Origin of the sequence: Cellulomonas sp. HZM (assembly GCF_000708885.1) — a bacterium.
Taxonomy (GTDB): domain Bacteria; phylum Actinomycetota; class Actinomycetes; order Actinomycetales; family Cellulomonadaceae; genus Cellulomonas.
Genome location: NZ_JEOE01000001.1, coordinates 283,243 through 304,670, shown reverse-complemented (window position 1 = coordinate 304,670; position 21,428 = coordinate 283,243). Strand labels below are relative to the sequence as shown.

Here is a 21,428-nt window from a genome sequence, read left to right as displayed (position 1 = left end):
GGAGGCGTGATGTCAGACCCCACCCGTGCCAGCTCCTCGGCGGCCGCGCGGCTGCGTCGGGGGGTGGCGACGAGCGTCGCCGCAGCCCTGGTCGCCGCCGGCGTCGGCGCACTCGGAGCATCCCCGGCGAGCGCCGACGAGGCCGTCGACCTCACCGGCTACGTGAACCCCTTCATCGGCACGCAGGACGAGGGCAACACCTACCCCGGCGCGACCGTGCCGTTCGGGATGGTGCAGATGTCGCCCGACACGGGCCACAACACGGGGTACGACTACACCCAGAGCAAGATCCGCGGCTTCTCGCTCGCGCACATGTCCGGCGTCGGCTGCGGGCTCGACGGCTTCGTGCCGATCCTCCCGACGACCGGTGCGATCTCGTCCACCGACAACGCGAGCTACAACCTCTCCTTCAGCCACGCCGACGAGGAGGCGCACCCCGGCTACTACAAGGTCGCGCTGAGCGCCCCGGCGGGCAAGGTGACCGCCGAGCTGTCGGCGACCGAGCACACCGGCGTGCAGCGGTACACGTACCCCGCGACGACCGACGCCAAGGTGCTCGTCGACGCCGGGCAGGCGCTGTCCACCGTCACGCACTCGTCGGTCTCGATCGACGCCACTGCCCGCACGGTCACGACCGCGACGACCGTGCGCGGCTTCTGCCAGGACACCGAGCCGTTCACGGTGTACTCGACCACGAAGTTCGCACGCGCCTTCACGGCCTTCGGCACGTGGACGGGCAGCACGGTCACGGCGGGTGCGACGTCCGCGTCGTCGACCAGCCGTACCGGCGCGTACCTGCAGTTCGACACGACGTCCGACCAGGTCGTCGAGGCGCAGACGTCGCTGAGCTACGTCGACGGCGACGGTGCCGACGCGAACCTCGCGGCCGAGCACACGACGCTCGCCGCGGCCAAGGACGCCGCGCACGACACGTGGCAGCAGTGGCTCGGCAAGGTCAAGGTGACCTCGCAGGACCAGACGCAGCTGCGCACGTTCTACTCCGCGCTGTACCGCAGCTTCCTCGCGCCGAACACGGGCACGGACGTCGACGGCCGTTACATGGGCTGGGACGGGGACGCACACCAGGCGGCGGACGGGTTCACGTACTACCAGAACTTCTCGCTCTGGGACACGTACCGCACGCAGGAGCAGATGCTCGCGCTGCTGGCGCCCGAGCAGGCGCGGGACATGGCGCGCTCGGTGGTCCTCGAGGGCGAGCAGGGCGGCTGGGCGCCGCGCTGGGGCTACGGGCCGGTCGAGACCAACATCATGACCGGTGACCCGGTCACGCCGTTCCTCGTGAGCGCGTACTCGCAGGGCCTGCTGGGTGACGGCTGGGCCGAGCGCGCCTACGCCGTCCTGAAGCAGAACGCCGACGGCGTGCCGCCCGCCGACTCGCCGTTCAACGGGCGTGCTGGCAACCCGACGTACATCGAGTCCGGCTACGTCGGCCACGACGCCGGCGCCAAGGGCAAGCCGGGGGACTACGACCTGCAGCACGGCGGCTCCGCGACGCTCGAGTACGCGCTCGCCGACGCGACGCTCTCGACCCTGGCACGTGCGCTCGGCCACGACGCCGACGCCGACCGCTACGCGGCCCGCGCGCAGAGCTACCGGGCGATCTGGGACACGGCGACCGACTCGTTCCGCGCCCGCACGCCCGACGGTGTGTTCGTCGACGAGACCGACCCCGCCTCGGCGCCCGGCTTCCACGAGGGCACCGCCGTGCAGTACGAGTGGCTGGTCCAGCAGGACATGCCCGGTCTCGTCGACCTGCTCGGCGGCAAGGACGCCGCCGCGAAGCGCCTGGACGACTTCTTCGCCTACGACGAGCTGCTCGCCGACCCGGCGGGGACCGCACACGACACGTGGGTCAACGGCTCGTACGACTACTACAACCAGGACAAGTACAACCCGAACAACGAGCCCGACCTGCACGCACCGTACGCGTACCTGTGGGCCGGCCAGCCGTGGAAGACCACGGACGTCGTGCGCGCGGCGCTCACGCTGTTCACCGATGGTCCGACGGGCGTGACGGGCAACGACGACCTCGGCGAGATGTCGTCGTGGGCGGTCATGTCCTCGCTCGGGCTGTTCCCGATCGTTCCCGGCACCGACGTGTGGGGCGTGTCGACGCCGGTGTTCGAGCGGGCGGAGATCTCCCTCGACGAGACCTGGTTCCCGCAGTCGGGCGGCAAGCTCGTGCTGACGGCCGACGGGGTCGGTGACGCGAGCCACTACATCCGGTCGATGAAGGTGGGGGGCACGCAGCACACCACCGGGTACCTCACGGGCGACGAGCTCACGTCCGCCGGGACGATCGACTACACGGTCGGCTCGACGCCGTCGTCGTGGGCCACGGGTGCGGACGCCGCGCCCGGGACGCTCGCGCCGTCCGACGAGCACCCGACGAGTGTCGCGGCGTCGGCGCCCGGGAGCGTCCAGGTCGCGGCGGGCACGACGCAGACCGTCGACCTGACGGTATTCGTGCAGGCCTCGGGCTCGCGGGACGTCACCATCCGGATCGAAGGCGACGACGACGTGACGACCAAGGACGTCACGTGGCACGCGGCATCCGACGGCCTGCCGGTGCAGCGCTCGTTCGAGGTCCCGGTCGCGGTCGACGCGCGCACGACGCCCGGGGTGCACCGCGTGCACCTCACCGTCGACGCCGGTGACGGGCTCGAGCGCTCGAGCGACCTGGCCGTCGTCGTCCCGGAGCGCAGCTGGCTCCAGGACGCCTACACCGCCACGGCCATCGGGGACGTCGGAAGCACGGACGCCTCCTTCGACGAGCAGGGCAGCTTCTACCTGCGTGACCAGCTCGCCGCACAGGGCGTCTACCAGGGCGTGCGCACGCAGCTCCCGGCCGACCACGCGCTGAGCTACCAGCTCGCGGCCGCCGGCGGCGCGGACAACTTCACGCTGACCGCGCAGACCACGGACGTGAGCGGCGGTCTCGCGGGAGCGAGCCGGCTGCGTCTGGTCGCGGCCGCGAACAACGGCGACCAGCAGGTCTCGTTCACGATCACCTATGCGGACGGCGACAAGCAGACCGCCACGGTGACCGTGCCCGACTGGTGCACCGGCAGCTCGTCGGTCGACGTCGTGGTCCGCACGCCGCTGCGGGGCGTCCCGTCCGGGACGCAGGCCGTCCGCTGCGGGATCTTCTCGACGGGTGACGTCGCGCTGCGCACCGACTCGTCGGTCCGGTCGATCACCTGGCCGTCGAACACCAAGGTGCACGTCTTCGCGATCGCGAGCGACGCGACCCTGCGTGCCCCGCACCTGCAGGGCGACGTCACGATCTCGGGCACGCCCGCCGTCGGCGCGACGCTCGTCGCCTCGACGCCCACGTGGGACGTCCCGGGGACGACGACCTCGTACCGGTGGAACGTCGACGGCCAGCGGGTCGACGGCGCCACGGCGCGCATCTTCACGCTCGCCCCGGCCTACGCCGGGCACCGCGTGAGCGTCACCGTGACGGGCACGGCGCGCGGGTACCTGCCGACGAGCGCGACGTCCGACGACGTCACGGTGACGGCCGGAGCGATCGAGCAGCGTGACCCGGCGAAGGTTCTCGGCACGTTCCAGGTCGGCCGCACGGTGCGCGTCGTCGACGGCACGTACTCCGTGCCCGGGACGAGCACGGAGTACGCCTGGACCGCCGACGGTGTGACGATCGCAGGGGCCACGGGCTCGTCACTCACGCTCACGCCCGACCTGGTCGGCACGCTGGTCCAGCCGGTGCTCACGGTCACGGCACCGGGCCGGGCGCCTCTGACGGTGCAGGTCCCGGTGAGCGGATCCGTCGCGAAGGGCGTGCTGCGGCGCGACGTCCCGGTGTCCGTCACCGGCGCGGCCGCCACGGGCTCGACCCTGCGCGCGGTGGCCGGGCGGTACACGCCGTCCGCGAACGAGAGCGTGCAGTGGCTGCTCGACGGCAAGGTCGTCGCGTCGGGGACCACGTTCGCGGTGCCCGCGTCCGCGGTCGGCAAGCGGCTCGCGGTGCGTGCCACGGCCGTCGCCGAGGGCTACACCGACCTGGTCACGGACGTGCAGGTCGGGACTGTCCTGGCGGGGGCGGTCGTCGCGACGAAGGCGCCCGCGGTGTCCGGCACGGCGGCCGTGGGCAAGAAGCTCACGGTCAGCTCGGGCACCTACTCGGTGCGCGGTGCGACCATCACGCGGCAGTGGCTGCGCGACGGGATGCCCGTGCAGGGCGCCACGGGCACGTCCTACGTGCTGACCGCGGCGGACAAGGGCGCGAAGGTCGCCGTGCGCACCACGGTGGCGGCCCCGGGCTACGCGACGCTGCGGCTCGTCACACCGGGCGTCACGGTCAAGGCCGGGACGATCACGGTGTCGAAGGCGTCGAAGGTCTCCGGCAAGGCGAAGGTGGGCCACAAGCTCACCGTCTCCGCGCCGAAGGTCTCGCCCTCCGGCGTGAAGGTCACCTACCGGTGGCTGCGCGACGGCAAGGCGATCAGCGGCGCGACCTCGCGCACGCACGTGGTCACGAGGTCGGACAAGGGCAAGAAGCTGTCCGTGCGCGTGACGCTCACGAAGTCGGGCTACACCACCGTGGTGAAGACCACCGCGCGGACGGCGAAGGTCGTCTGACGCGGGCGACCTGAGGGTCGCAGGGCCGGCGGTGCGAGCGAGGGGCTCGCGCCGCCGGCCCGACGTCTACCCGGACCAGGCGGGGCGCCGCGGGTCGTCGACGTGCAGCACGACGTCGGCGACGTCAGCCGGCCGGTGCACGTCGTCGTAGCGCTCGAACGCGGGCAGCGTCCAGCGGTCGCCGTCGGGCGTCCTGCGCTCGAGGGTGGCGGTCCGGACGGCGAGGTGCACCGCGAGGTCGAACGGCAGCCCGCGACCGAGCAGCAGTGCGCCGTCGAGCAGCAGGACCGAGCCGAGCGGGGCGGTCTCGTACGGCGCACGCGTCGCGCGGTCGCGCTCGGCGTCCCACAGCGACCGCACGTGGCGCCCGTCGACGACGAACGGGTCGAGCAGCTCGCGGCGCAGGCCGCGTTCGTCGAGCCAGTCCTCGAGCAGCGCGTCCGCGTCGTGGTGGCCGTGCTCGAGACGGATGGACGCGGGCCGCAGGAAGTCGCGTGCGTGGGCGCGCACCACGGGACGGCCCGCGGCGCGAAGGGGGTCGACGAGGGCGTCGGCGAGGTCGTCGGGGCGCGTGACCGGGGCGCCGTCCAGAGCGACGCGCGGTCGAGCGGCGGGGGAGGCGAGCACCGTCGCCACGAGCCGGTCGACGACCGCTGACGGCGCCAGCGGGACCGGTGGCGTGGGCACGGCACCCAGTATCGGGCGCCGCTGGACGGCACGACGCCCGGGGTCGGTGCGGGACCGACCCCGGGCGTCCTCAGTGCGTCACCGTCGTGTCAGCTGCGGTGCACCTCCAGCTCCGAGAGCTGTCCCGCGGCCCAGCCGGTGTTGCCCGTGAACGTCAGGCGCACGTACCGCTGCGTCGTCGACGTCAGCGGGACCGTGACCGTGTTGCCCGAGGCAGGGTTGAACGTGTACCCGGCGGAGGCCTTGAGCGTCGTCCACGTCGAGCCGTCGGTGCTGCCCAGCACCGAGAGCGTCTGCGTCCTCGTCGCCCATGCCGTCGCCGGAGGCAGGTCGAGCACCAGGCGGCCGATCGTCTGCGCCGACCCGAGGTCGACCGTCAGCGACTGCGGGAACTGGTTGTTCGGGCTCTCCCAGTAGGTCGACGCGTTGCCGTCGGTCGCGTTCGCCGGGCGGTAGACGTCGGCGTACGAGCCGCTCGCAGTCTTGCCGGCAGCGAGGTTGACGTCGGCGGGCGGGGTGGTGGTCGTCGGGGTCGGCGTGGGGGTCGGCGTCGGTGTGGGCGTCGGCGTCGTGCCTCCGTACACCTCGAACGACGACAGCTGCCCGGCGGGCCATCCCGTGTTGGCGGTGAACGTGGCCCGGACGTAGCGCGCGCTGCCGCTCACGGGGACCACGACGCGGTTGCCGGACGCGGGGTCGAAGGAGTACGCCTTCGACGCCGCGAGCGTGGTCCACGACGACCCGTCGCTCGAGCCGGCCAGCGTCAGCGTCTGGTTGCGCTGACCCCACCCTGACGGCAGCGCCATCTCGACGCGGGACAGCGCCGTGACGGTGCACAGGTCCACGGTGAGCTGCTGCGGGAACGCGTTGTTGGCGCTCTCCCAGTAGGTCGCCGCGTTGCCGTCGACGGTGTTGGCCGCGACGTAGGACTGCGTGCTGCTGGAGGCCGTGGCCTGCTGCCCACGGGCGAGGTCACCGGTGCCTGCGGAGCACGACGGGGTCGGCGTGGGCGTGGGCGTGGGCGTCGTCGTGGTGGGCGGGGTGGTCGTGGGCGGCGTCGTCGGGTTCGTCGTGCCGCCACCGGTGTAGACGGGCGTGGGCCACGGGCCGCAGTACGGCGTGGCGGTGTACCAGCCGGAGTTGCCCGAGCCGATGCGCACGAGGTTGCCGTCGACGGCGCCCTGGCACGAGTAGATCGGGTTCGAGTAGCCGATGTTCGTCGCGGTGACGTTCTCGAACGTGGCGGTCTCGGGGGCCTGCAGCTGGATCGCGAAGGTCCCGGTCCCGTCGATGCGCACGTTCTTGAAGTTGACCGTCTTCGTCGAGCCCTCGATGAAGTGGATCGCCGCGTACGACGAGTCGAGGATGTCGGTGTCCGTGACGTTGATGGTCGCGTTCATGGGCTCGTTCAGCGCGCTGAACCAGATCGCCCCGACACCGAACTGCCAGTTGAAGTCGGAGTTGCCCGCGCGGATGAGCGTGTTGCGGGCGAGCGTGATGGTGCCGGAGATCGCGGTGGGTCCGTTCACGCCGGGGTAGCGGTTCGCGACGTGGATGCCGCCGCCGTTCGTCACGGTGTCGGACACGACGTTGTCGGACACCTCGATGTCCTTGCCGCCGTAGATCGCGATGTTGTTGGCGAGGATCGGTGCGACGACCGTGTTGTGCGTGAACTTGTTGCCGGACTCGACCACGTTCTCCGCCCACTCGGCGAGGCCGTCGTCGCCCGCGTTGCGCACGAACGTGTTGGTCACCGTCGAGTTCGTCACGCCGTAGTGGAAGTTCACGCCGTCCGCCGTCTGGTCGAGGATGCGCGAGTCCTTGATGGTCAGGTTGTTCATCGGGCCGTCCATCCACGCCCCGACCTTGGTGTGCTGGATCCACACGTCGGAGATGACGGAGTCGCTCATCGCGCCGCCGAAGCCGTTGACCTGGTCGTTGTCGTTGCGCTCCTTGACCTCGCCCATGATCGCGAGACCCGAGACGTTGACGTTGCGGCTGGGCCCGCCCTGGCCGTTGTACTTGCCGTAGATGCCCACGCGGTTGCCGGTGAGCACGGTGTACCACTGGCCGGCGCCCTTGATCGTCACGTTGTCGACGATCACGTGGTCGGTGACCTTGAACGTGCCGGACGGGATCCACACGGTGCGTCCCGTCGTCGCCCCCGCGTTCACGGCGTTCTGGATCGCCTGCGTCGCGTCGGCCGCGCCGGTGGGGTCCGCGCCGAAGTCGGTGACCACGTTGATCGCGCCTGCGGGGGCCGTGTACGCCGCGCCGACGAGCTCGAAGTCGGCCAGGTCGACGGTGAAGGTGGGGGACTGCGCGGTCGACGACACCTGGAAGCGCACCTTGGTGCCCTCCGGCAGCGTGCTGGAGAAGCGCGTGCGCACCTCGTCGTAGAAGTGGTGCGGGTGGTCGGTGCTCGGGCTGTTGTTGAACGGGTAGCCGCCGTAGTACCAGCCGTAGCGGGACGTGACCGCGAGGTCCTTGACCTTCGAGCCGTTGACCATCAGGTCGACGGTCGCGTCGCGCCCCGTGCCCGCCGCGTTGTCGGGCAGGGAGTAGCGGAACGTCGCGGCGTTCGCCGGCTTGGTGAGCGTGAACTCGACGTACTCGCCCGGAGCGTCGAGCGTCACCGCGCGGCGTCCCGACGCCTCGGACGGCAGGTTGCCGTAGAGCCGGTCCGGGCCGATGACCGTGCCGTTCGTGACGGCGTCCTCGGCCTCCTGCTCGACGAAGGGGACCGCTGCCCCGCGGCCCGCGATGCCGACCGGCGACAGCGACAGGGGTGCGGCGGCGTGCGCGGTGGTGGGAGCGGCGACGACGGCGACGGCGCCGACGGTCGCGGCGACCACGGCGGACAGCGTGAGGCCGGTCGCGACGACGCGCAGCGAGCGCGTGCCGGGCGCCGGCGGGCGGGTCGTGTCCCCGGAGGGGGCGGGGAGATGTGGACGCACGATGCTGGACCTCTCTGTCCGGCGTGCCGACGACGCGACGATGCGTCATCGGCAGAGGGGCCGGTCGCGCGGCGCGTGACCGGGGTGCGGGTCCACACGGTACATATCCCGACATTCGACCGCAATATGTCGACAAGCCGATGCAAAGAGGCCCTGGTCAGCGCGTCGCTTCTACGACCAGTCGTCGGACCTGATCGATGTACGAGCCCCCGAAGAGCAGGGCGTGCACGCCGACGGGGTAGACCTGGTGGAGCGCGAGCCGTCGCTGCCGACCCGCGCGCAGCGGTGCGGCCTCGTCGTAGGCGGCCAGCACGTCCTCGAGGTACGGGAACCCGAACAGCGCGAGCATCGCGAGGTCGCTCTCACGGTGACCACCGTGCGCCGCAGGATCGACGAGCGTCGCGCCGTCGGGCGTCCACGCGACGTTGCCGGCCCAGAGGTCGCCGTGCACGCGCGCGGGCGGCTCGTCGTCGTCCCACCGCCCGCCCGCCGCCTGCTCGGCCAGCTCGCCCAGCCCGGGGACGTCGATCCCTGCGTCGTGCAGCAGGCGGCCGAGCGGCTCGAGCCGGCACGACGCGAGGAACTCGCCCCAGCGCGTGAAGGAGCCCGACGACATCGGCAGGGGCGCGTCCAACGGGCCGAAGAAGCCGTCACCGGACCACCCGTCGGGCGGTGAGCCGAACGCGGCGGCCCCCGCAGAGTGGGTCTGCGCCAGCGCCGCACCGAACGTGCGCGCAGCCGCACGCGTCGGCGCGCACACCTCGAGCCGGACGAGGTCGAGGTGGTCGTCGCCCACCTCCACCACGTCGACCACCGGCGCCCCGCGCGCGTCCGCGAGCCAGCGCAGCCCGGCGGCCTCGCACGCGAAGAACCCGCGCGGCGCACCGCGGCGCTGCTTGCGATGCACGAGCACCCGGCCAGCGTCGCACGCGTGCGCGGTCCATGCTGGGGGCGTGACGACCATCGGCATCCCCACGGAGACCAAGAACCGCGAGTACCGGGTGGCGCTCACGCCGGCCGGCGCGCACCACCTCGTGAGCGCTGGGCACGCGGTCCACGTCCAGCAGGGCGCGGGTACCGGGTCGGCGATCGACGACGACGAGTACCGCGCCGCCGGTGCCACGGTCGTCGAGACCGCCGAGGAGGCGTGGGCCGCCGACGTCGTGTGCAAGGTCAAGGAGCCCGTCGGCCCCGAGCACCGCCTGCTGCGGCGCGACCAGGTGCTGTTCACCTACCTGCACCTCGCGGCGGACCGCGCGACGACCGACGCGCTGCTCGCCGCCGGGACGACGTCGATCGCGTACGAGACGGTGCGCGCGCCCGACGGCTCGCTCCCGCTGCTCGCGCCGATGAGCGAGGTCGCCGGGCGCCTCGCGACGCAGGTCGCCGCCTACCACCTCATGCGCAACGAGGGCGGTGCCGGGATGCTCCTCGGCGGGGTCCCCGGAGTCGACGCCGCACGCGTGGTCGTGCTCGGCGGAGGCGTCGTCGGGCGCCACGCCGCGCAGATCGCGGTCGGCATGCGTGCCGACGTCACGGTGCTCGACCTGTCGGCCCCCCGGCTCGCCGAGCTCGACACCGAGTTCGGCGGACGCGTGCGCACGCTCGCGTCCAGCGCATGGACGCTCGAGCGGGAGGTTGCCGCCGCCGACGTCGTCATCGGTGCGGTGCTCGTCCCGGGTGCGCGTGCGCCGCGGCTCGTCGGCGACGACCTCGTCGCACGCATGCGCCCGGGATCGGTGCTCGTCGACGTCGCGGTCGACCAGGGAGGCTGCTTCGAGTCCACGCGCCCGACGACGCACGACGACCCCACGTTCCTCGTCCACGGCGCGGTGTTCTACTGCGTGGCGAACATGCCCGGCGCGGTGCCGGTGACGTCCACCCGCGCCCTGACCAACGTCACGCTCCCGTACCTCGCGCGCCTCGCCGACGCGGGCTGGCGCGGTGCCACCGCCGCGGACCCGGCGCTCGCCGCCGGGCTCACCACGCACGACGGCGCGCTCCTCAACGAGGCTGTCGCGCGTGCCCACGACTACCCGTGGACCGACCCCGCGACGCTCGTCGGCGGTGCGGTGTGAGGCGCGCGCTGGTCGTCGGCGGCACCGGCCAGATCGGGCGAGCGGTGGTCCCCGCGCTCGTGGCCGACGACTGGGACGTGCGCGTGCTGACCCGCGGCGAGCTCGCGGGCGGCGACGTGGTGCGTGCGTGGGGTGCCGAGCCCGTCGTCGGGGACCGGCACGACGCGTCCGCGCTCGCGGGCGCGCTCGCCGGTGGCGTCGACGTGCTCGTCGATGTCGTCGGGTACGACGACCGCGACGTCGCCGCGTTGCTCGAGCAGTCCGGCCAGGTCGGGTCGGCCGTCGTCGTCTCGTCGGCTGCCGTCTACGTGGACGCGCACGGTGACGGCTTCGAGTCCGACGAGTTCGGCGACTTCCCCGTGCCCGTCGGCGAGGACCAGCCGGTCGTCGACCCGGGCCGCGGGACCTACGCCACGGGAAAGGTCGCCTACGAGCAGGCGTGGGCCGCGTCGGACGTCCCGACGACGATCCTGCGCCCGGGAGCGATCCACGGTCCGGGGTGCCGCCAGCCGCGCGAGTGGGTCTTCGTCAAGCGCGCGCTCGACGGGCGCGACGTGCGGGTGCTCGCGTACGACGGTCAGAGCCGCTTCCAGACCACGTCGACCGCGGCGATCGCCGAGCTCGTGCGCCTCGCGGCGGCCTCGCCCGCGCACCGCGTGCTCAACGCTGCGGACCCCGACGCGCCCACCGTCGCGCAGATCGCACAGGCCGTCGACGGGGTGATGGGGACGACGTCACGGGTGGTGCGGGTCCCGGGACCGCCGGAGGGGAACGTCGGGGCGACGCCGTGGTCCGTGCCGAGGCCGCTGGTCCTGGACTCGTCGCGGGCCGTGCGCGAGCTCGGGTTCGTCGCACCCGGGACGTACGCGGACACCGTGGCCGCGTCGGTCGAGTGGCTCGTCGACGCCGCGCGCGACCGCGACTGGCGCGAGGTGTTCCCCGCGTTCGCGCGCATGTAGGGCGAGGGCGACATGTTCGACTACGCCGCCGAGGACGCGTTCCTCGCGAGCGGCCGCGCTCCGGGTGGGGAGGGCGTGCGCACCGGGAGATGATGGCCCGCATGACTGCTGCCCACGACGCGACGCTCGCCGCCGACAACCCGTTCGCGAACCCCTCGGCCCTCCCGTACGGGCTCCCGGACTACACGCGGATCCGCGAGGAGCACTACGCCCCGGCGATCCTCGCGGGCATGGCCGAGCAGCGTGCGCAGGTCGAGGCGATCGCGACCGACGGGTCCCCGGCGACGGTGGAGAACGTGCTCGTCGCGCTCGAGCGCTCGGGCCGCCTCCTGCACCGTGCGGTCGTCGCGTTCTACAACCAGGCGGGCGCGTGCTCGACCCCGGGCCTCGAGGCGATCGAGGAGGAGCTCGCGCCGCTGTTCTCCGCGCACCACGACGCGATCCACCAGGACGCGCGGCTGTTCGCGCGGGTCACCGCGATCCCGACCGAGGCGCTCGAGCCGGACACCGCGTGGCTGCTGCACCGCACGCGCACCGCGTTCGAGCGTTCGGGCGTCGCGCTGCCGGCCGACGAGCAGGCGACGCTGCGCGACCTCAACGCGCGCATCACGTCGCTCGAGACCGCGTTCGGGCGCGAGCTGCTCGCCGCGCAGAACGACGCGGCCGTGCTGGTCACCGACGAGGCCGAGCTCGCGGGCGTCCCGGCCGACGCGCGAGCCGCCGCGGCCCGGGCGGCGACGGAGCGCGGGCACGACGGCGCGTGGCTGCTCGAGCTGCAGCTGCCGACGCAGCAGTCGGTGCTGGCCCAGGCCACCGACCGCGAGCTGCGCGAGCGCGTTCTCCGGGCGTCGACCACGCGCGGGCTGCAGGGCGAGCACGACACGCGGGCGATCCTTCTGGAGCTGGTCCGGCTGCGCGCCGAGCGCGCGCGCCTGCTCGGCTACGAGCACCACGCCGCGTACGTCGCGGCGGACGCGACGGCACGGTCGTCGGACGCGGTCTCCGACATGCTCGCGCGGCTCGCGCCCGCCGCCGTCGCCAACGCCCGTCGTGAGGCGGCCGACCTGACCGAGGCCCTGCGCCGTGACGTCCCCGACGCGACCCTCGAGCCGTGGGACTGGGCCTTCTACGCGCAGCGGGTCCGCGCCCAGCGACGCTCGCTCGACGACGCCGCGCTGCGTCCCTACCTCGAGCTCGACCGCGTGCTCACGCAGGGCGTGTTCCGCGCCGCGACCGAGCTGTACGGGCTCACGTTCGCCGAGCGCCACGACCTCGTCGGCTACCACCCCGACGTGCGCGTGTTCGAGGTCTTCGACGCCGACGGCAGGGGCCTCGGGCTGTTCCTCGGCGACTTCTGGACCCGCGAGCAGAAGCGCGGCGGGGCGTGGATGAACAACCTCGTCGACCAGTCGCGGCTGCTCGACGAGCCGCCCGTGGTGGTCAACAACCTCAACGTGCCGAAGCCCGCCGACGGCGAGCCCACGCTGCTCACCTGGGACAACGTGATCACGCTGTTCCACGAGTTCGGCCATGCGCTGCACGGCCTCCTGTCCGACGTGCGCTACCCGTCGCAGTCGGGCACCGAGGTGCCGCGCGACTTCGTCGAGTACCCGTCGCAGGTCAACGAGATGTGGGCGTGGGACCCGACGATCGTGCGCTCCTACGCCGTGCACCACGTGACGGGTGAGCCGATCCCCGCCGAGTGGGTCGAGACGTTGCTCGCGGCGCGCCAGGACGGCGAGGGGTTCGCCACGACCGAGTACCTCGCCGCCGCGCTGCTCGACCAGGCCTGGTACCGGCTCGCGCCCGACGAGGTGCCGACCGACCCCGCCGACGTCGAGCCGTTCGAGGCCGCCGCGCTCGAGGCCGCCGGGGTCGCGTTCGCGCCGGTCCCGCCGCGCTACCGGTCGTCGTACTTCAACCACGTGTTCGGCAGCGGCTACTCGGCCGGGTACTACTCCTACATCTGGTCCGAGGTGCTCGACGCCGACACCGTCGAGTGGTTCCACGAGAACGGCGGGCTGCGGCGTGAGAACGGCGACGCGTTCCGCGCGCGACTTCTCTCGTGCGGCGGTTCGGTCGACCCGATGGACTCGTTCCGCGACCTGCGTGGTCGCGACCCGCAGATCGGTCCGCTCCTCGAGCGGCGCGGACTGGCCGCGTCGTCGTGAGGCTGCCGGCAGGTACGGTGTCGGGCATGCCCGAGCCGAGCGCCAGCCACCCGACCGCGGCCGACGAGGTCGTCGACATCTGCCGAGACCTCATCCGCTTCGACACGTCGAACTACGGCGATGGGTCGGGACCGGGGGAGCGGGCGGCCGCGGAGCACGTCATGGGTCTGCTCGGCGAGGTCGGCCTCGATCCCGAGCTGTTCGAGAGCGCACCCGGCCGCGCGAGCGTCGTCGTGCGCCTCCCGGGCGAGGACTCCTCGCGTGACGCGCTGGTGCTGCACGGCCATCTCGACGTCGTCCCGGCGCGCGCGGAGGACTGGTCGGTGGACCCGTTCGGTGCCGAGGAGCGCGACGGGCTGCTGTGGGGACGCGGCGCCGTGGACATGAAGGACATGGACGCGATGATCCTGTCCGTCGTGCGGCAGATGGCCCGCGAGGGTCGCCGGCCCGCACGGGACGTCGTCGTCGCGATGTTCGCCGACGAGGAGGCCGGCGGCTCGATGGGTGCAGGCTGGGCCGTCGAGCACCGACCCGAGCTGTTCGAGGGTGCGACCGAGGCGATCAGCGAGGTCGGCGGCTTCTCGGTCGAGGTCGACGGGCGCCGCGCCTACCTCCTGCAGACCGCGGAGAAGGGGCTGTCCTGGCTGCGGCTCGTCGCCGACGGCCGCGCCGGCCACGGCAGCCAGGTGAACCACGACAACGCGGTCACGCACCTCGCGGAGGCGGTCGCGCGCATCGGCCGGCACCCGTGGCCGCTGCAGCTCACGCCGACGGTCGACGCGCTGCTGCGCGGGGTCGCGGAGCTCACGGGCCTGCCGTTCGACCCGCAGGACGAGCAGGGGATCGACAGGCTGGTGGCGGCTCTCGGGCCGGCGTCCAGCTTCGTCGGCGCGACGCTGCGGCACACCACCAACCCGTCCCAGCTCGAGGCCGGCTACAAGGCGAACGTCATCCCGGGCCGCGCGGTGGCGACGATCGACGGCCGGTTCCTGCCCGGTCACGAGGACGAGTTCGTCTCGACGGTCGAGAGGCTGGCCGGCGAGCACGTGCGCATCGAGCGCATCCACCACGACGTCGCGCTCGAGGCGCCGCTGACCGGCTCGCTCGTCGACGCGATGGTCGACGCGCTGCACGCCGAGGACCCCGACGCGACGGTGCTCCCGTACACGCTGTCCGGCGGGACCGACAACAAGTCGCTGTCGCGGCTCGGCATCACCGGCTACGGCTTCGCGCCGCTGCGGCTCACGCCGGACCTCGACTTCGCGGGCATGTTCCACGGCGTCGACGAGCGTGTGCCCACGGACGCGCTGCGGTTCGGCACGCGCGTGCTCGACCGACTGCTCGCGACCTGCTGACCTCGCGACCTGCTGACGGGAGCTCAGTCCGCGTCGAGCTCCAGGGTGCTGCGCACCCGGATGATCTTGCGTCGCAGCCACACGCGCCGCTCGCCGCCCACGTACAGGACCGAGCGCGCGAGCTCCCACCGGCCGTGCTCGGCCTGCTCGGTCAGCATGCGGCGCGCGTCTCCGCGGCTCGTCGTGCGGGGGATCGTCAGCACGCGGAACTCGTACTGTCCCCCGGAGGCCACCCAGTCGCGGCGCCTCGTCGTGGTCTGACCGAAGGCCATCGCCCACCTCGTCCCGTCCGTCGTCCAGCCCGTGGCGTCACCCGGACCGGGTGGCCGACGAGCTGACGCACGGCTCCCGACGGGTGACGCGCTGCCATTGTGCGTCATGCGGCGCTACCGTCGTCGCATGACCGTCGACCCGCGTGCCGCGCTGGACCGCCTGATCGCCTCGCTCGAGGCGCACTACACCGCCGTCGAGTCCAAGCACGGCGACGACGACCCGGCTGTCGACGACGCGTACGACGTGCTGGCCGATGCCTTCGAGGTGTACGACGACGCGCTCGGCACGGTCCACGGCGAGGCCCTGCCGTTCTACCTCGCGGAGGACGACGACGAGGACGAGGACGACGACTGGGAGGGCGACGCCGACGACACGTACGACGGCCCCGACCTCGAGGACGTCGAGGAGCCGCGCGTCGGCTAGGGGTCTTCTCCCCACGTCCGCTCTGGTGCAGCGGCCGTCAGTCGTCTTCGGGTGCGACGAGTCGTGAGCGGAGCTCGCGGATCTCGAAGGGGTCGGAGGTGGCGGTGGTCTGGGCGGTGCCCAGGACGTCGTGCCAGGTGGTGTGGCCGTGCAGGCGCCAGCGGCCTTTCCAGGTGGCGGTGAGGGTGACGTGGACGGTGCCGAGCTGTTGGTAGGTGTGCCACAGGGTCTGGTGGGGGTAGGGCTTGCCGGCCTCGGTTGTGGTCAGGTCTGTGGTCTTGTCGCCCCAGTTCCAGGTCCAGGACTGGGCGTCGGCCTCGACGTCGATCTTCTGCCCGAGGACCTCGGTGGTGAGCTCCTGGGTGACGTCGTCGGTGTAGACGATCGTCTCCTTGTTCACCAGCACCCACCCGCGGTCCGGTTGCACCGTGAGCGCAGGCTTCGCCAGCGGGAGGCGCCGGAAGTCGGTCATCGTCAAGGCGAACAGCTCCTCCGGGCAGGAGTAGTCGGCCGCGAGCTTCCACGGGCTCCAGGGCGAGTCAGTGGTATCGCGGGAGCGACGCCACAGCGGCTCGAGCGCCGCGCCGTCTTCACATGCAGGCGGCTCGTCGGTGCCGTTCGCGCAGTCACCGTTGAGCGGCGTGGAGAGGTCCCGGTCCAGTGCGGTGCCGCCCTGGACCTGGCACGCGCCCGCTCTCCTGAAGTCGATCAATCGCAGCTCGGGAGGCACCGACTCCGCCGACATCCGCGCCCGCTCGGCCTCGCTCCCAGCCATGTTGATCGCGTCGCCACCGCTTCGACCTCCGAGCACGTCTGCGGCGACGGGAGATGCGCAGAGTCCGAGCAGAGCCGCAGCTGCAGCAAGACAAGCCGTCAGCCTCATGCGTCCCGGCTGCTCTCGACCGTTGCCTCGCGAACGGTCCATCTGCCCTTCTTGTAGTGGAGCAGCAATGTCATCTCGGTGACCGTCGTGCGCGGGAAGTCTTCGACCGTGCTGCCGTTGCGGTCGACTGTCTTCGACGGTTGCTGATGAGCCGAGAGCGACACGAGGTACGACCCAGGGATCGTTTCGTGTGCGACGACGTCGGAGTACGTCATGGTCCCGCCGACTTCATGGGTTTCGGCTCGAGCTCGCTTGGCGACGTCGTCGACGACCGACGCGCAGAACACACATCCGGCACCGGACATGGACTCGAACTCGGACGTCGAGAGCGACGACAGCGCGTACGGGTACAGGTCGAGGAAGTATCGGGCCGCGGCACCCGCAGCCGCTTCGCCCGACTGCGTGAGGGTCGACGGACGTTTCGGCTGCGGAACCACATCGATCCGTGTCGTGGCCGTTGGCGTCGCGCTCGGTGACGGGATGGGCATCGTCGTCGGCGCCGATGCTGTCGGCACGCTGGCCGTCGTCGGAACCAACGGGTCCGCCACAGCGTCCCCACCGGTGCACCCGGCCAACGCGAGCACGCAAACAACGGCTGCCAACACCACGATTCCCCTGCGCATGCGGGAGAACCTACCCAAACCCGACACCCGAGCGTGGCTGGTTCTCACGAATCTGTGGACACGGGCGCCGGAGGGGTAGCGCGAACCGGTCAGAACCGCTCGGGGTACCCCAGCGGGATCGCGCTGACCTCGTCGAGCGCAGAGCGCAGCTCGTCGGGCAGCTCGAGGTCGAGCGCGGCGAGCGAGCCGCGCAGGTGGTCGGCCGTGCGTGCGCCGACGACCGCTGAGGCGACCGCGGGGCGCCCCGCGAGCCACGCGAGCGCGACCTCGAGCGGCGCGCGGCCCAGTCCGGACGCCGCCGTCGCGACGGCCTCGACGACCGCCGCGGACGTGTGCGAGAGGTACGGCTCGACGAACCCGGCGAGGTGCGGCGACGCCGCACGCGAGTCGGCCGGGACGGTGCGGCGGTACTTGCCGGTCAGGACACCGCGTCCGAGCGGGGACCACGCGAGCACGCCGGCGCCGAGCGCGAGCGAGGCCGGCACGACCTCGCGCTCGATCCCGCGCTGCAGGAGCGAGTACTCGGCCTGGACGGCCGCGAGCCCCGGCTCGGAGCCGAGCAGCGTGGCCGCGCGGGCGACCTGCCACCCCGCATGGTTGGACAGGCCCACGTAGCGCGCCCGACCGCTGCTCACCGCGAGTCGCAGCGCGGACACCGTCTCCTCGAGCGGGGTGCGCGGGTCCGGCGTCTGCACGAGGAACAGGTCGACGTGGTCGGTGCGCAGGCGTGCGAGCGACGCGTCGAGCGACGAGACGAGCGCGCCCCGCGAGCCGTCGACCGCGACCCGGTCCCCGCGCCGGCGCACGCCCGCCTTGGTGCACAGCACCAGCTCGTCGCGCTCGACCACGTCGCCCAGCAGCGAGCCGAGCAGCTCCTCGGCGCCGCCCTCCGCGTAGGACGCGGACGTGTCGACCAGCGTCCCGCCGGCGTCGACGAAGTCGCGCAGCTGCTCGCGCGCGTCGTGCTCGTCGGTGTCCCGGCTCCACGTCATCGTGCCCAGCCCGAGGCGGGAGACGCGCAGACCTGTGCCTCCGACGTGGTGCTGCTCCATGTCGGGAACCCTATGCGTGCCCGCGCCTGCCGGGACCGAGGCGCGCCTGCGGCTAGGGTGACCCGTCGTGGCGGTCATGGGTGCAGGCGAGGCGATCCTTCTCGGGCTCGTGCAGGGGCTCACCGAGTTCCTGCCGGTGTCGTCGAGCGCGCACCTGCGTATCGTCGGCGAGCTCACGGGGCACGGCGACCCCGGCGCGGCGTTCACGGCGATCACGCAGCTCGGCACCGAGACGGCCGTGATCCTGTACTTCCGCCGCGACATCGCGCGCATCGTCTCCGCGTGGTGGCACGCGCTGCGCGGGGCCTACGGGACCGACTGGCGCTCGCGCGCCGGGATGCCGCCGGGCGGGGACAAGGACCACGACGCGCTCATGGCGTGGTTCATCGCTCTCGGCTCGGTGCCGATCGTCGTGCTGGGCCTGCTGTTCCAGGACTCGATCGAGCACGCCTTCCGCAACCTGTGGCTCGTCGCGCTCACGCTCGCGGGCTTCGGCCTGGTGCTCGGCTGGGCGGACAAGGTCGGGACCAAGCGCAAGCCGCTCGAGGACCTCGCGGCGCCCGACGCGGTGAAGTTCGGCCTGTGGCAGGCGCTCGCGCTGGTGCCCGGCGTCTCGCGCTCGGGCGGCACGATCACCGGTGGGCTGCTCATGGGCTTCACGCGCGAGGCGGCAGCCCGGTACTCGTTCCTGCTGGCGATCCCCGCGGTGTTCGGCTCGGGCCTGTTCCAGCTCGCGAAGAGCGTGGGCGACTTCGGCACGGCGGGTACGCCGGGCTTCGGCCCGACCGTGCTCGCGACGCTCGTCGCGTTCGTCGTCGGATACCTGGTCATCATCGTGTTCCTGAAGATCGTCTCGACCTTCAGCTACAAGCCGTTCGTGTACTACCGGCTGGGGCTCGCGGCGCTCGTCGTGCTGCTGCTCGTCACGAAGGTCATCGACGCGAACCCCGCGAGCTGACGCACGGCCGGTCCGTCGCCTACAGCCAGCCGGAGCGGCGGAACAGCCGGTACAGCCCCACGCACAGCCCGAGCATGAGCGCGAGCGCCAACGGGTAGCCGTACGTCCACGTCAGCTCCGGCATGTGCCGGAAGTTCATGCCGTACACGCCCGCGACGAGCGTCGGCACCGCGGCGATCGCCGCCCATGCCGAGATCTTGCGCATGTCCTCGTTCTGCCGCACCGAGACCTGGCTCAGGTGCACCGAGAGCATCGCGTCGAGGAGCTTGTCGTGGCCGTCGAGGTGCCGGTCGAGCCGGTCAGCCGACTGCTGCGTGCGCCGCAGCCAGCTCGGGATGCTGCGCCGCCGCCGGTCGGCGACGTCCGGGTCCTCGAGCTGCGGGAGCACGACGGTCACCGGACCGAGGGCTCGCCGTGCCTCCGCGATCTCGCGCTTGAGGTCGTAGATCCGCTGCACCGGGTCGTCGTGGCGCTCCGAGCTGAAGATCACCTGCTCGGTGTCGCTCACCGCGTCGCCCAGCTCCGCCTCGACGTCGGCGGCGTTCGCGACGAGCGTCAGCAGGACCGCGGCGAGCACCTGACGCACGCCCTCGTCGGGGATCGGGACCCCGTCGCACAGCTTGTCCACGGCGTGGCCCAGCACGTCGGCGTCGCCCACCTCGGCCGTGACGACGACGTCGTTCGAGACGACGCACACGATCCCGCCCGTGAGCACGTCGCGGGACCGCGGCACGTAGCTGACGGTCGGGACGGACAGCACGACCTCCTGGTCCGCGGTGCGGTCGACGTGGCCACGCAGACGCATCGAGCGCTCGCGCGACTCGCGTCCGCGCCGTTCGCGCTGGCCGGGTGGCGGAGCGTCCTCGTCGGGCTGTGCGGGACGGTGGTGCGCCAGCATGCGCAGCGCCTGCTCGCTGAAGCCGCGCTCGCGTGCGACGCGCTCGAGGTCGTCCGGGTCGACGACGACCCACACCGGCGTGCCGTCGCCGGCAGCCCAGCCGTCCTTGCCCGGTGCGTACGTCCGCTCGTCGCTCACGCAGCGATCATGCCCGCAACGTCGGCGGACGGCGCCGCGACGGGCCGCGCACGACGGTTAGGCTTCCGGCGTGCTTCCCTGGCCCGCACCGCAGATCCCCTCCCTGCCCGGACGCGGTGGACCCGTGCGGGTGCGCGACTCGTCCACGGGTGAGCTCGTCGAGGCGGCCGCAGGCCCGCACGCGACGATGTACGTGTGCGGAATCACGCCGTACGACGCCACGCACCTCGGGCACGCCTCGACGTACGTCGCGTTCGACCTGCTCAACCGGGCGTGGCGCGACGCCGGGCTCGAGGTCGTCTACGCCTCGAACGTCACCGACGTCGACGACCCGCTCCTCGAGCGAGCGACCGCGACGGACGTCGACTGGCGCGAGCTCGCCGCGGACCAGACGGCCCTGTACGTGCGCGACATGACCGCGCTCGGCGTGATCCCGCCCGACGTCTGGACGGGCGTCGTCGAGTCCGTCCCGACCGTCGTCGCGGCCGTGGAGAAGCTCGTCGCGGCCGGTGCTGCGTACCGGGTCCCGACGCCCGACGAGGTGGGGGACACGCTCGGCGACGTCTACGCCGACCTGTCCGCCGACCCGTCGTTCGGGACGGTGGCGCGCCTGTCCGACGACGACATGCTCGCCCTGTCGCGTGAGCGCGGGGGAGACCCCGAGCGCCGCGGCAAGCGCCACCCGCTCGACCCGCTGCTGTGGCGGCGCGAGCGCGCCGGCGAGCCCGCGTGGGACGGCGGCTCGCTGGGCCGCGGCCGGCCGGGATGGCACATCGAGTGCGCCGTCATCGCGCGCGACGCGCTCGGCCTGCCGTTCGACGTCGAGGGCGGCGGCTCCGACCTGCTGTTCCCGCACCACGAGATGAGCGACTCGCACGCACGCCTGCTCGACGACGGCGCAGCGGCGCGCGTGCACCTGCACGCGGGCATGGTCGGTCTCGACGGCGAGAAGATGAGCAAGTCGCTCGGCAACCTCGTGCTGGTCTCCCGCCTCCTCGAGCAGGGCGTCGACCCGATGGCGGTCAGGCTCGCGATCCTCGCGCACCACTACCGCTCCGACTGGGAGTGGACGGACGAGGGGCTGGCGGCCGCGCAGGAACGGCTCGAGACCTGGCACCGAGCTGTCTCCGGGAACGGCGGTCCCGCGGCCGACGAGCTGCTCGCGCAGGTGCGCGCGGCCGTGGCCGACGACCTCGACGCGCCCCGTGCTCTCGCCGCCGTGGACGCGTGGGCCGCGCTGTCGCTCGCCGGCACCGAGGCTCCGGTCGAAGGTGCGCCCGGCGTCGTCGGTCGCATGCTCGACGCGCTGCTGGGTATCCGCTTCTAGCGCGGCCGGTCGGCCCTCGTTCG

General features: G+C 72.6%; 16 protein-coding genes. 8 read left to right on the top strand and 8 right to left on the bottom strand.

All coding sequences use genetic code 11. The features are described 5' to 3' along the window. The first annotated feature begins 9 nt into the window (after positions 1-9). Complete coding sequence (locus AW16_RS18300) at positions 10-4,623, top strand: GH92 family glycosyl hydrolase (RefSeq protein WP_156044008.1); 4,614 nt, start codon at positions 10-12, stop codon at positions 4,621-4,623. 66 nt (positions 4,624-4,689) lie between these two features. Here the strand turns inward: AW16_RS18300 and AW16_RS0101470 are convergent, their stop codons facing one another. The 3 genes from AW16_RS0101470 to AW16_RS0101460 form a co-directional block, all read right to left on the bottom strand. Then, positions 4,690-5,310, bottom strand: coding sequence for a hypothetical protein (locus AW16_RS0101470; RefSeq protein WP_029287538.1), 621 nt, complete (start codon positions 5,308-5,310; stop codon positions 4,690-4,692). 89 nt (positions 5,311-5,399) lie between these two features. Next, complete coding sequence (locus AW16_RS16720) at positions 5,400-8,267, bottom strand: discoidin domain-containing protein (RefSeq protein WP_197021519.1); 2,868 nt, start codon at positions 8,265-8,267, stop codon at positions 5,400-5,402. Positions 8,268-8,424: 157 nt separating this feature from the next. Next, positions 8,425-9,180, bottom strand: coding sequence for a fructosamine kinase family protein (locus AW16_RS0101460; RefSeq protein WP_029287533.1), 756 nt, complete (start codon positions 9,178-9,180; stop codon positions 8,425-8,427). 40 nt (positions 9,181-9,220) lie between these two features. Here AW16_RS0101460 and ald point away from each other — a divergent pair, with 40 nt between their 5' ends. From ald to AW16_RS0101440, 4 genes are all read left to right on the top strand, one after another. Continuing rightward, positions 9,221-10,345 carry an alanine dehydrogenase gene (gene ald / locus AW16_RS0101455; RefSeq protein WP_231495907.1) on the top strand — a complete coding sequence of 375 codons (1,125 nt, stop codon included), beginning with the start codon at positions 9,221-9,223 and terminating at the stop codon, positions 10,343-10,345. Next, positions 10,342-11,304 (top strand): NAD(P)-dependent oxidoreductase, encoded by a 963-nt coding sequence (locus AW16_RS16715; RefSeq protein WP_197021517.1) that lies wholly within the window; start codon positions 10,342-10,344, stop codon positions 11,302-11,304. The genes ald and AW16_RS16715 overlap by 4 nt, the downstream gene beginning before the upstream one ends. 101 nt (positions 11,305-11,405) lie before the next feature. Continuing rightward, positions 11,406-13,475: a M3 family metallopeptidase gene (locus tag AW16_RS0101445; RefSeq protein WP_156044005.1), complete on the top strand. Its 2,070-nt coding sequence runs from the start codon at positions 11,406-11,408 to the stop codon at positions 13,473-13,475. A gap of 26 nt (positions 13,476-13,501) precedes the next feature. Further along, on the top strand, positions 13,502-14,830 hold the full coding sequence (locus AW16_RS0101440; protein ID WP_029287527.1) for a M20/M25/M40 family metallo-hydrolase: 1,329 nt from the start codon (positions 13,502-13,504) through the stop codon (positions 14,828-14,830). Between the two features lie 23 nt (positions 14,831-14,853). Here AW16_RS0101440 and AW16_RS0101435 read toward each other — a convergent pair whose 3' ends face one another. Then, positions 14,854-15,102, bottom strand: a complete 249-nt coding sequence (locus AW16_RS0101435) for a DUF5703 family protein (protein ID WP_029287525.1) — start codon at positions 15,100-15,102, stop codon at positions 14,854-14,856. Positions 15,103-15,229: 127 nt separating this feature from the next. Here AW16_RS0101435 and AW16_RS0101430 point away from each other — a divergent pair, with 127 nt between their 5' ends. Beyond that, the gene (locus AW16_RS0101430) at positions 15,230-15,526 is read left to right on the top strand and encodes a hypothetical protein (RefSeq protein ID WP_029287523.1); all 297 of its coding nucleotides are present in this window, start codon (positions 15,230-15,232) and stop codon (positions 15,524-15,526) included. Positions 15,527-15,563: 37 nt separating this feature from the next. Here AW16_RS0101430 and AW16_RS16710 read toward each other — a convergent pair whose 3' ends face one another. The 3 genes from AW16_RS16710 to AW16_RS0101415 form a co-directional block, all read right to left on the bottom strand. Next, positions 15,564-16,301 carry a PKD domain-containing protein gene (locus tag AW16_RS16710; protein WP_051681555.1) on the bottom strand — a complete coding sequence of 246 codons (738 nt, stop codon included), beginning with the start codon at positions 16,299-16,301 and terminating at the stop codon, positions 15,564-15,566. Positions 16,302-16,405: 104 nt separating this feature from the next. After that, positions 16,406-17,032: a DUF6318 family protein gene (locus tag AW16_RS0101420; protein ID WP_156044004.1), complete on the bottom strand. Its 627-nt coding sequence runs from the start codon at positions 17,030-17,032 to the stop codon at positions 16,406-16,408. Positions 17,033-17,121: 89 nt separating this feature from the next. Next, positions 17,122-18,084 (bottom strand): aldo/keto reductase, encoded by a 963-nt coding sequence (locus tag AW16_RS0101415; RefSeq protein ID WP_029287517.1) that lies wholly within the window; start codon positions 18,082-18,084, stop codon positions 17,122-17,124. Positions 18,085-18,160: 76 nt separating this feature from the next. Here AW16_RS0101415 and AW16_RS0101410 point away from each other — a divergent pair, with 76 nt between their 5' ends. Further along, positions 18,161-19,042, top strand: a complete 882-nt coding sequence (locus AW16_RS0101410; RefSeq protein ID WP_029287515.1) for an undecaprenyl-diphosphate phosphatase — start codon at positions 18,161-18,163, stop codon at positions 19,040-19,042. 19 nt (positions 19,043-19,061) lie between these two features. Here AW16_RS0101410 and AW16_RS16705 read toward each other — a convergent pair whose 3' ends face one another. Then, entirely contained in the window at positions 19,062-20,078 is a 1,017-nt protein-coding gene (locus tag AW16_RS16705; protein WP_051681554.1) for a magnesium and cobalt transport protein CorA, read from the bottom strand. 70 nt (positions 20,079-20,148) lie between these two features. Between AW16_RS16705 and mshC the strand changes: the two genes are divergently transcribed. Next, a complete protein-coding gene (gene mshC / locus AW16_RS0101400) occupies positions 20,149-21,405 on the top strand; it encodes a cysteine--1-D-myo-inosityl 2-amino-2-deoxy-alpha-D-glucopyranoside ligase (RefSeq protein ID WP_029287511.1) in 1,257 nt (418 codons plus the stop codon). Positions 21,406-21,428: the final 23 nt, after the last annotated feature.

What these genes read in the sequence shown, in the direction of transcription:
- AW16_RS18300 (WP_156044008.1), top strand. Translation starts at nt 10, where the DNA reads ATGTCAGACCCCACCCGTGCCAGCTCCTCGGCGGCCGCGCGGCTGCGT.
- AW16_RS0101445 (WP_156044005.1), top strand. Translation starts at nt 11,406, where the DNA reads ATGACTGCTGCCCACGACGCGACGCTCGCCGCCGACAACCCGTTCGCG.
- AW16_RS0101440 (WP_029287527.1), top strand. Translation starts at nt 13,502, where the DNA reads ATGCCCGAGCCGAGCGCCAGCCACCCGACCGCGGCCGACGAGGTCGTC.
- AW16_RS0101435 (WP_029287525.1), bottom strand. Translation starts at nt 15,102, where the DNA reads ATGGCCTTCGGTCAGACCACGACGAGGCGCCGCGACTGGGTGGCCTCC.
- AW16_RS0101430 (WP_029287523.1), top strand. Translation starts at nt 15,230, where the DNA reads ATGACCGTCGACCCGCGTGCCGCGCTGGACCGCCTGATCGCCTCGCTC.
- AW16_RS16710 (WP_051681555.1), bottom strand. Translation starts at nt 16,301, where the DNA reads ATGGCTGGGAGCGAGGCCGAGCGGGCGCGGATGTCGGCGGAGTCGGTG.
- AW16_RS0101420 (WP_156044004.1), bottom strand. Translation starts at nt 17,032, where the DNA reads ATGCGCAGGGGAATCGTGGTGTTGGCAGCCGTTGTTTGCGTGCTCGCG.
- AW16_RS0101415 (WP_029287517.1), bottom strand. Translation starts at nt 18,084, where the DNA reads ATGGAGCAGCACCACGTCGGAGGCACAGGTCTGCGCGTCTCCCGCCTC.
- AW16_RS0101410 (WP_029287515.1), top strand. Translation starts at nt 18,161, where the DNA reads ATGGGTGCAGGCGAGGCGATCCTTCTCGGGCTCGTGCAGGGGCTCACC.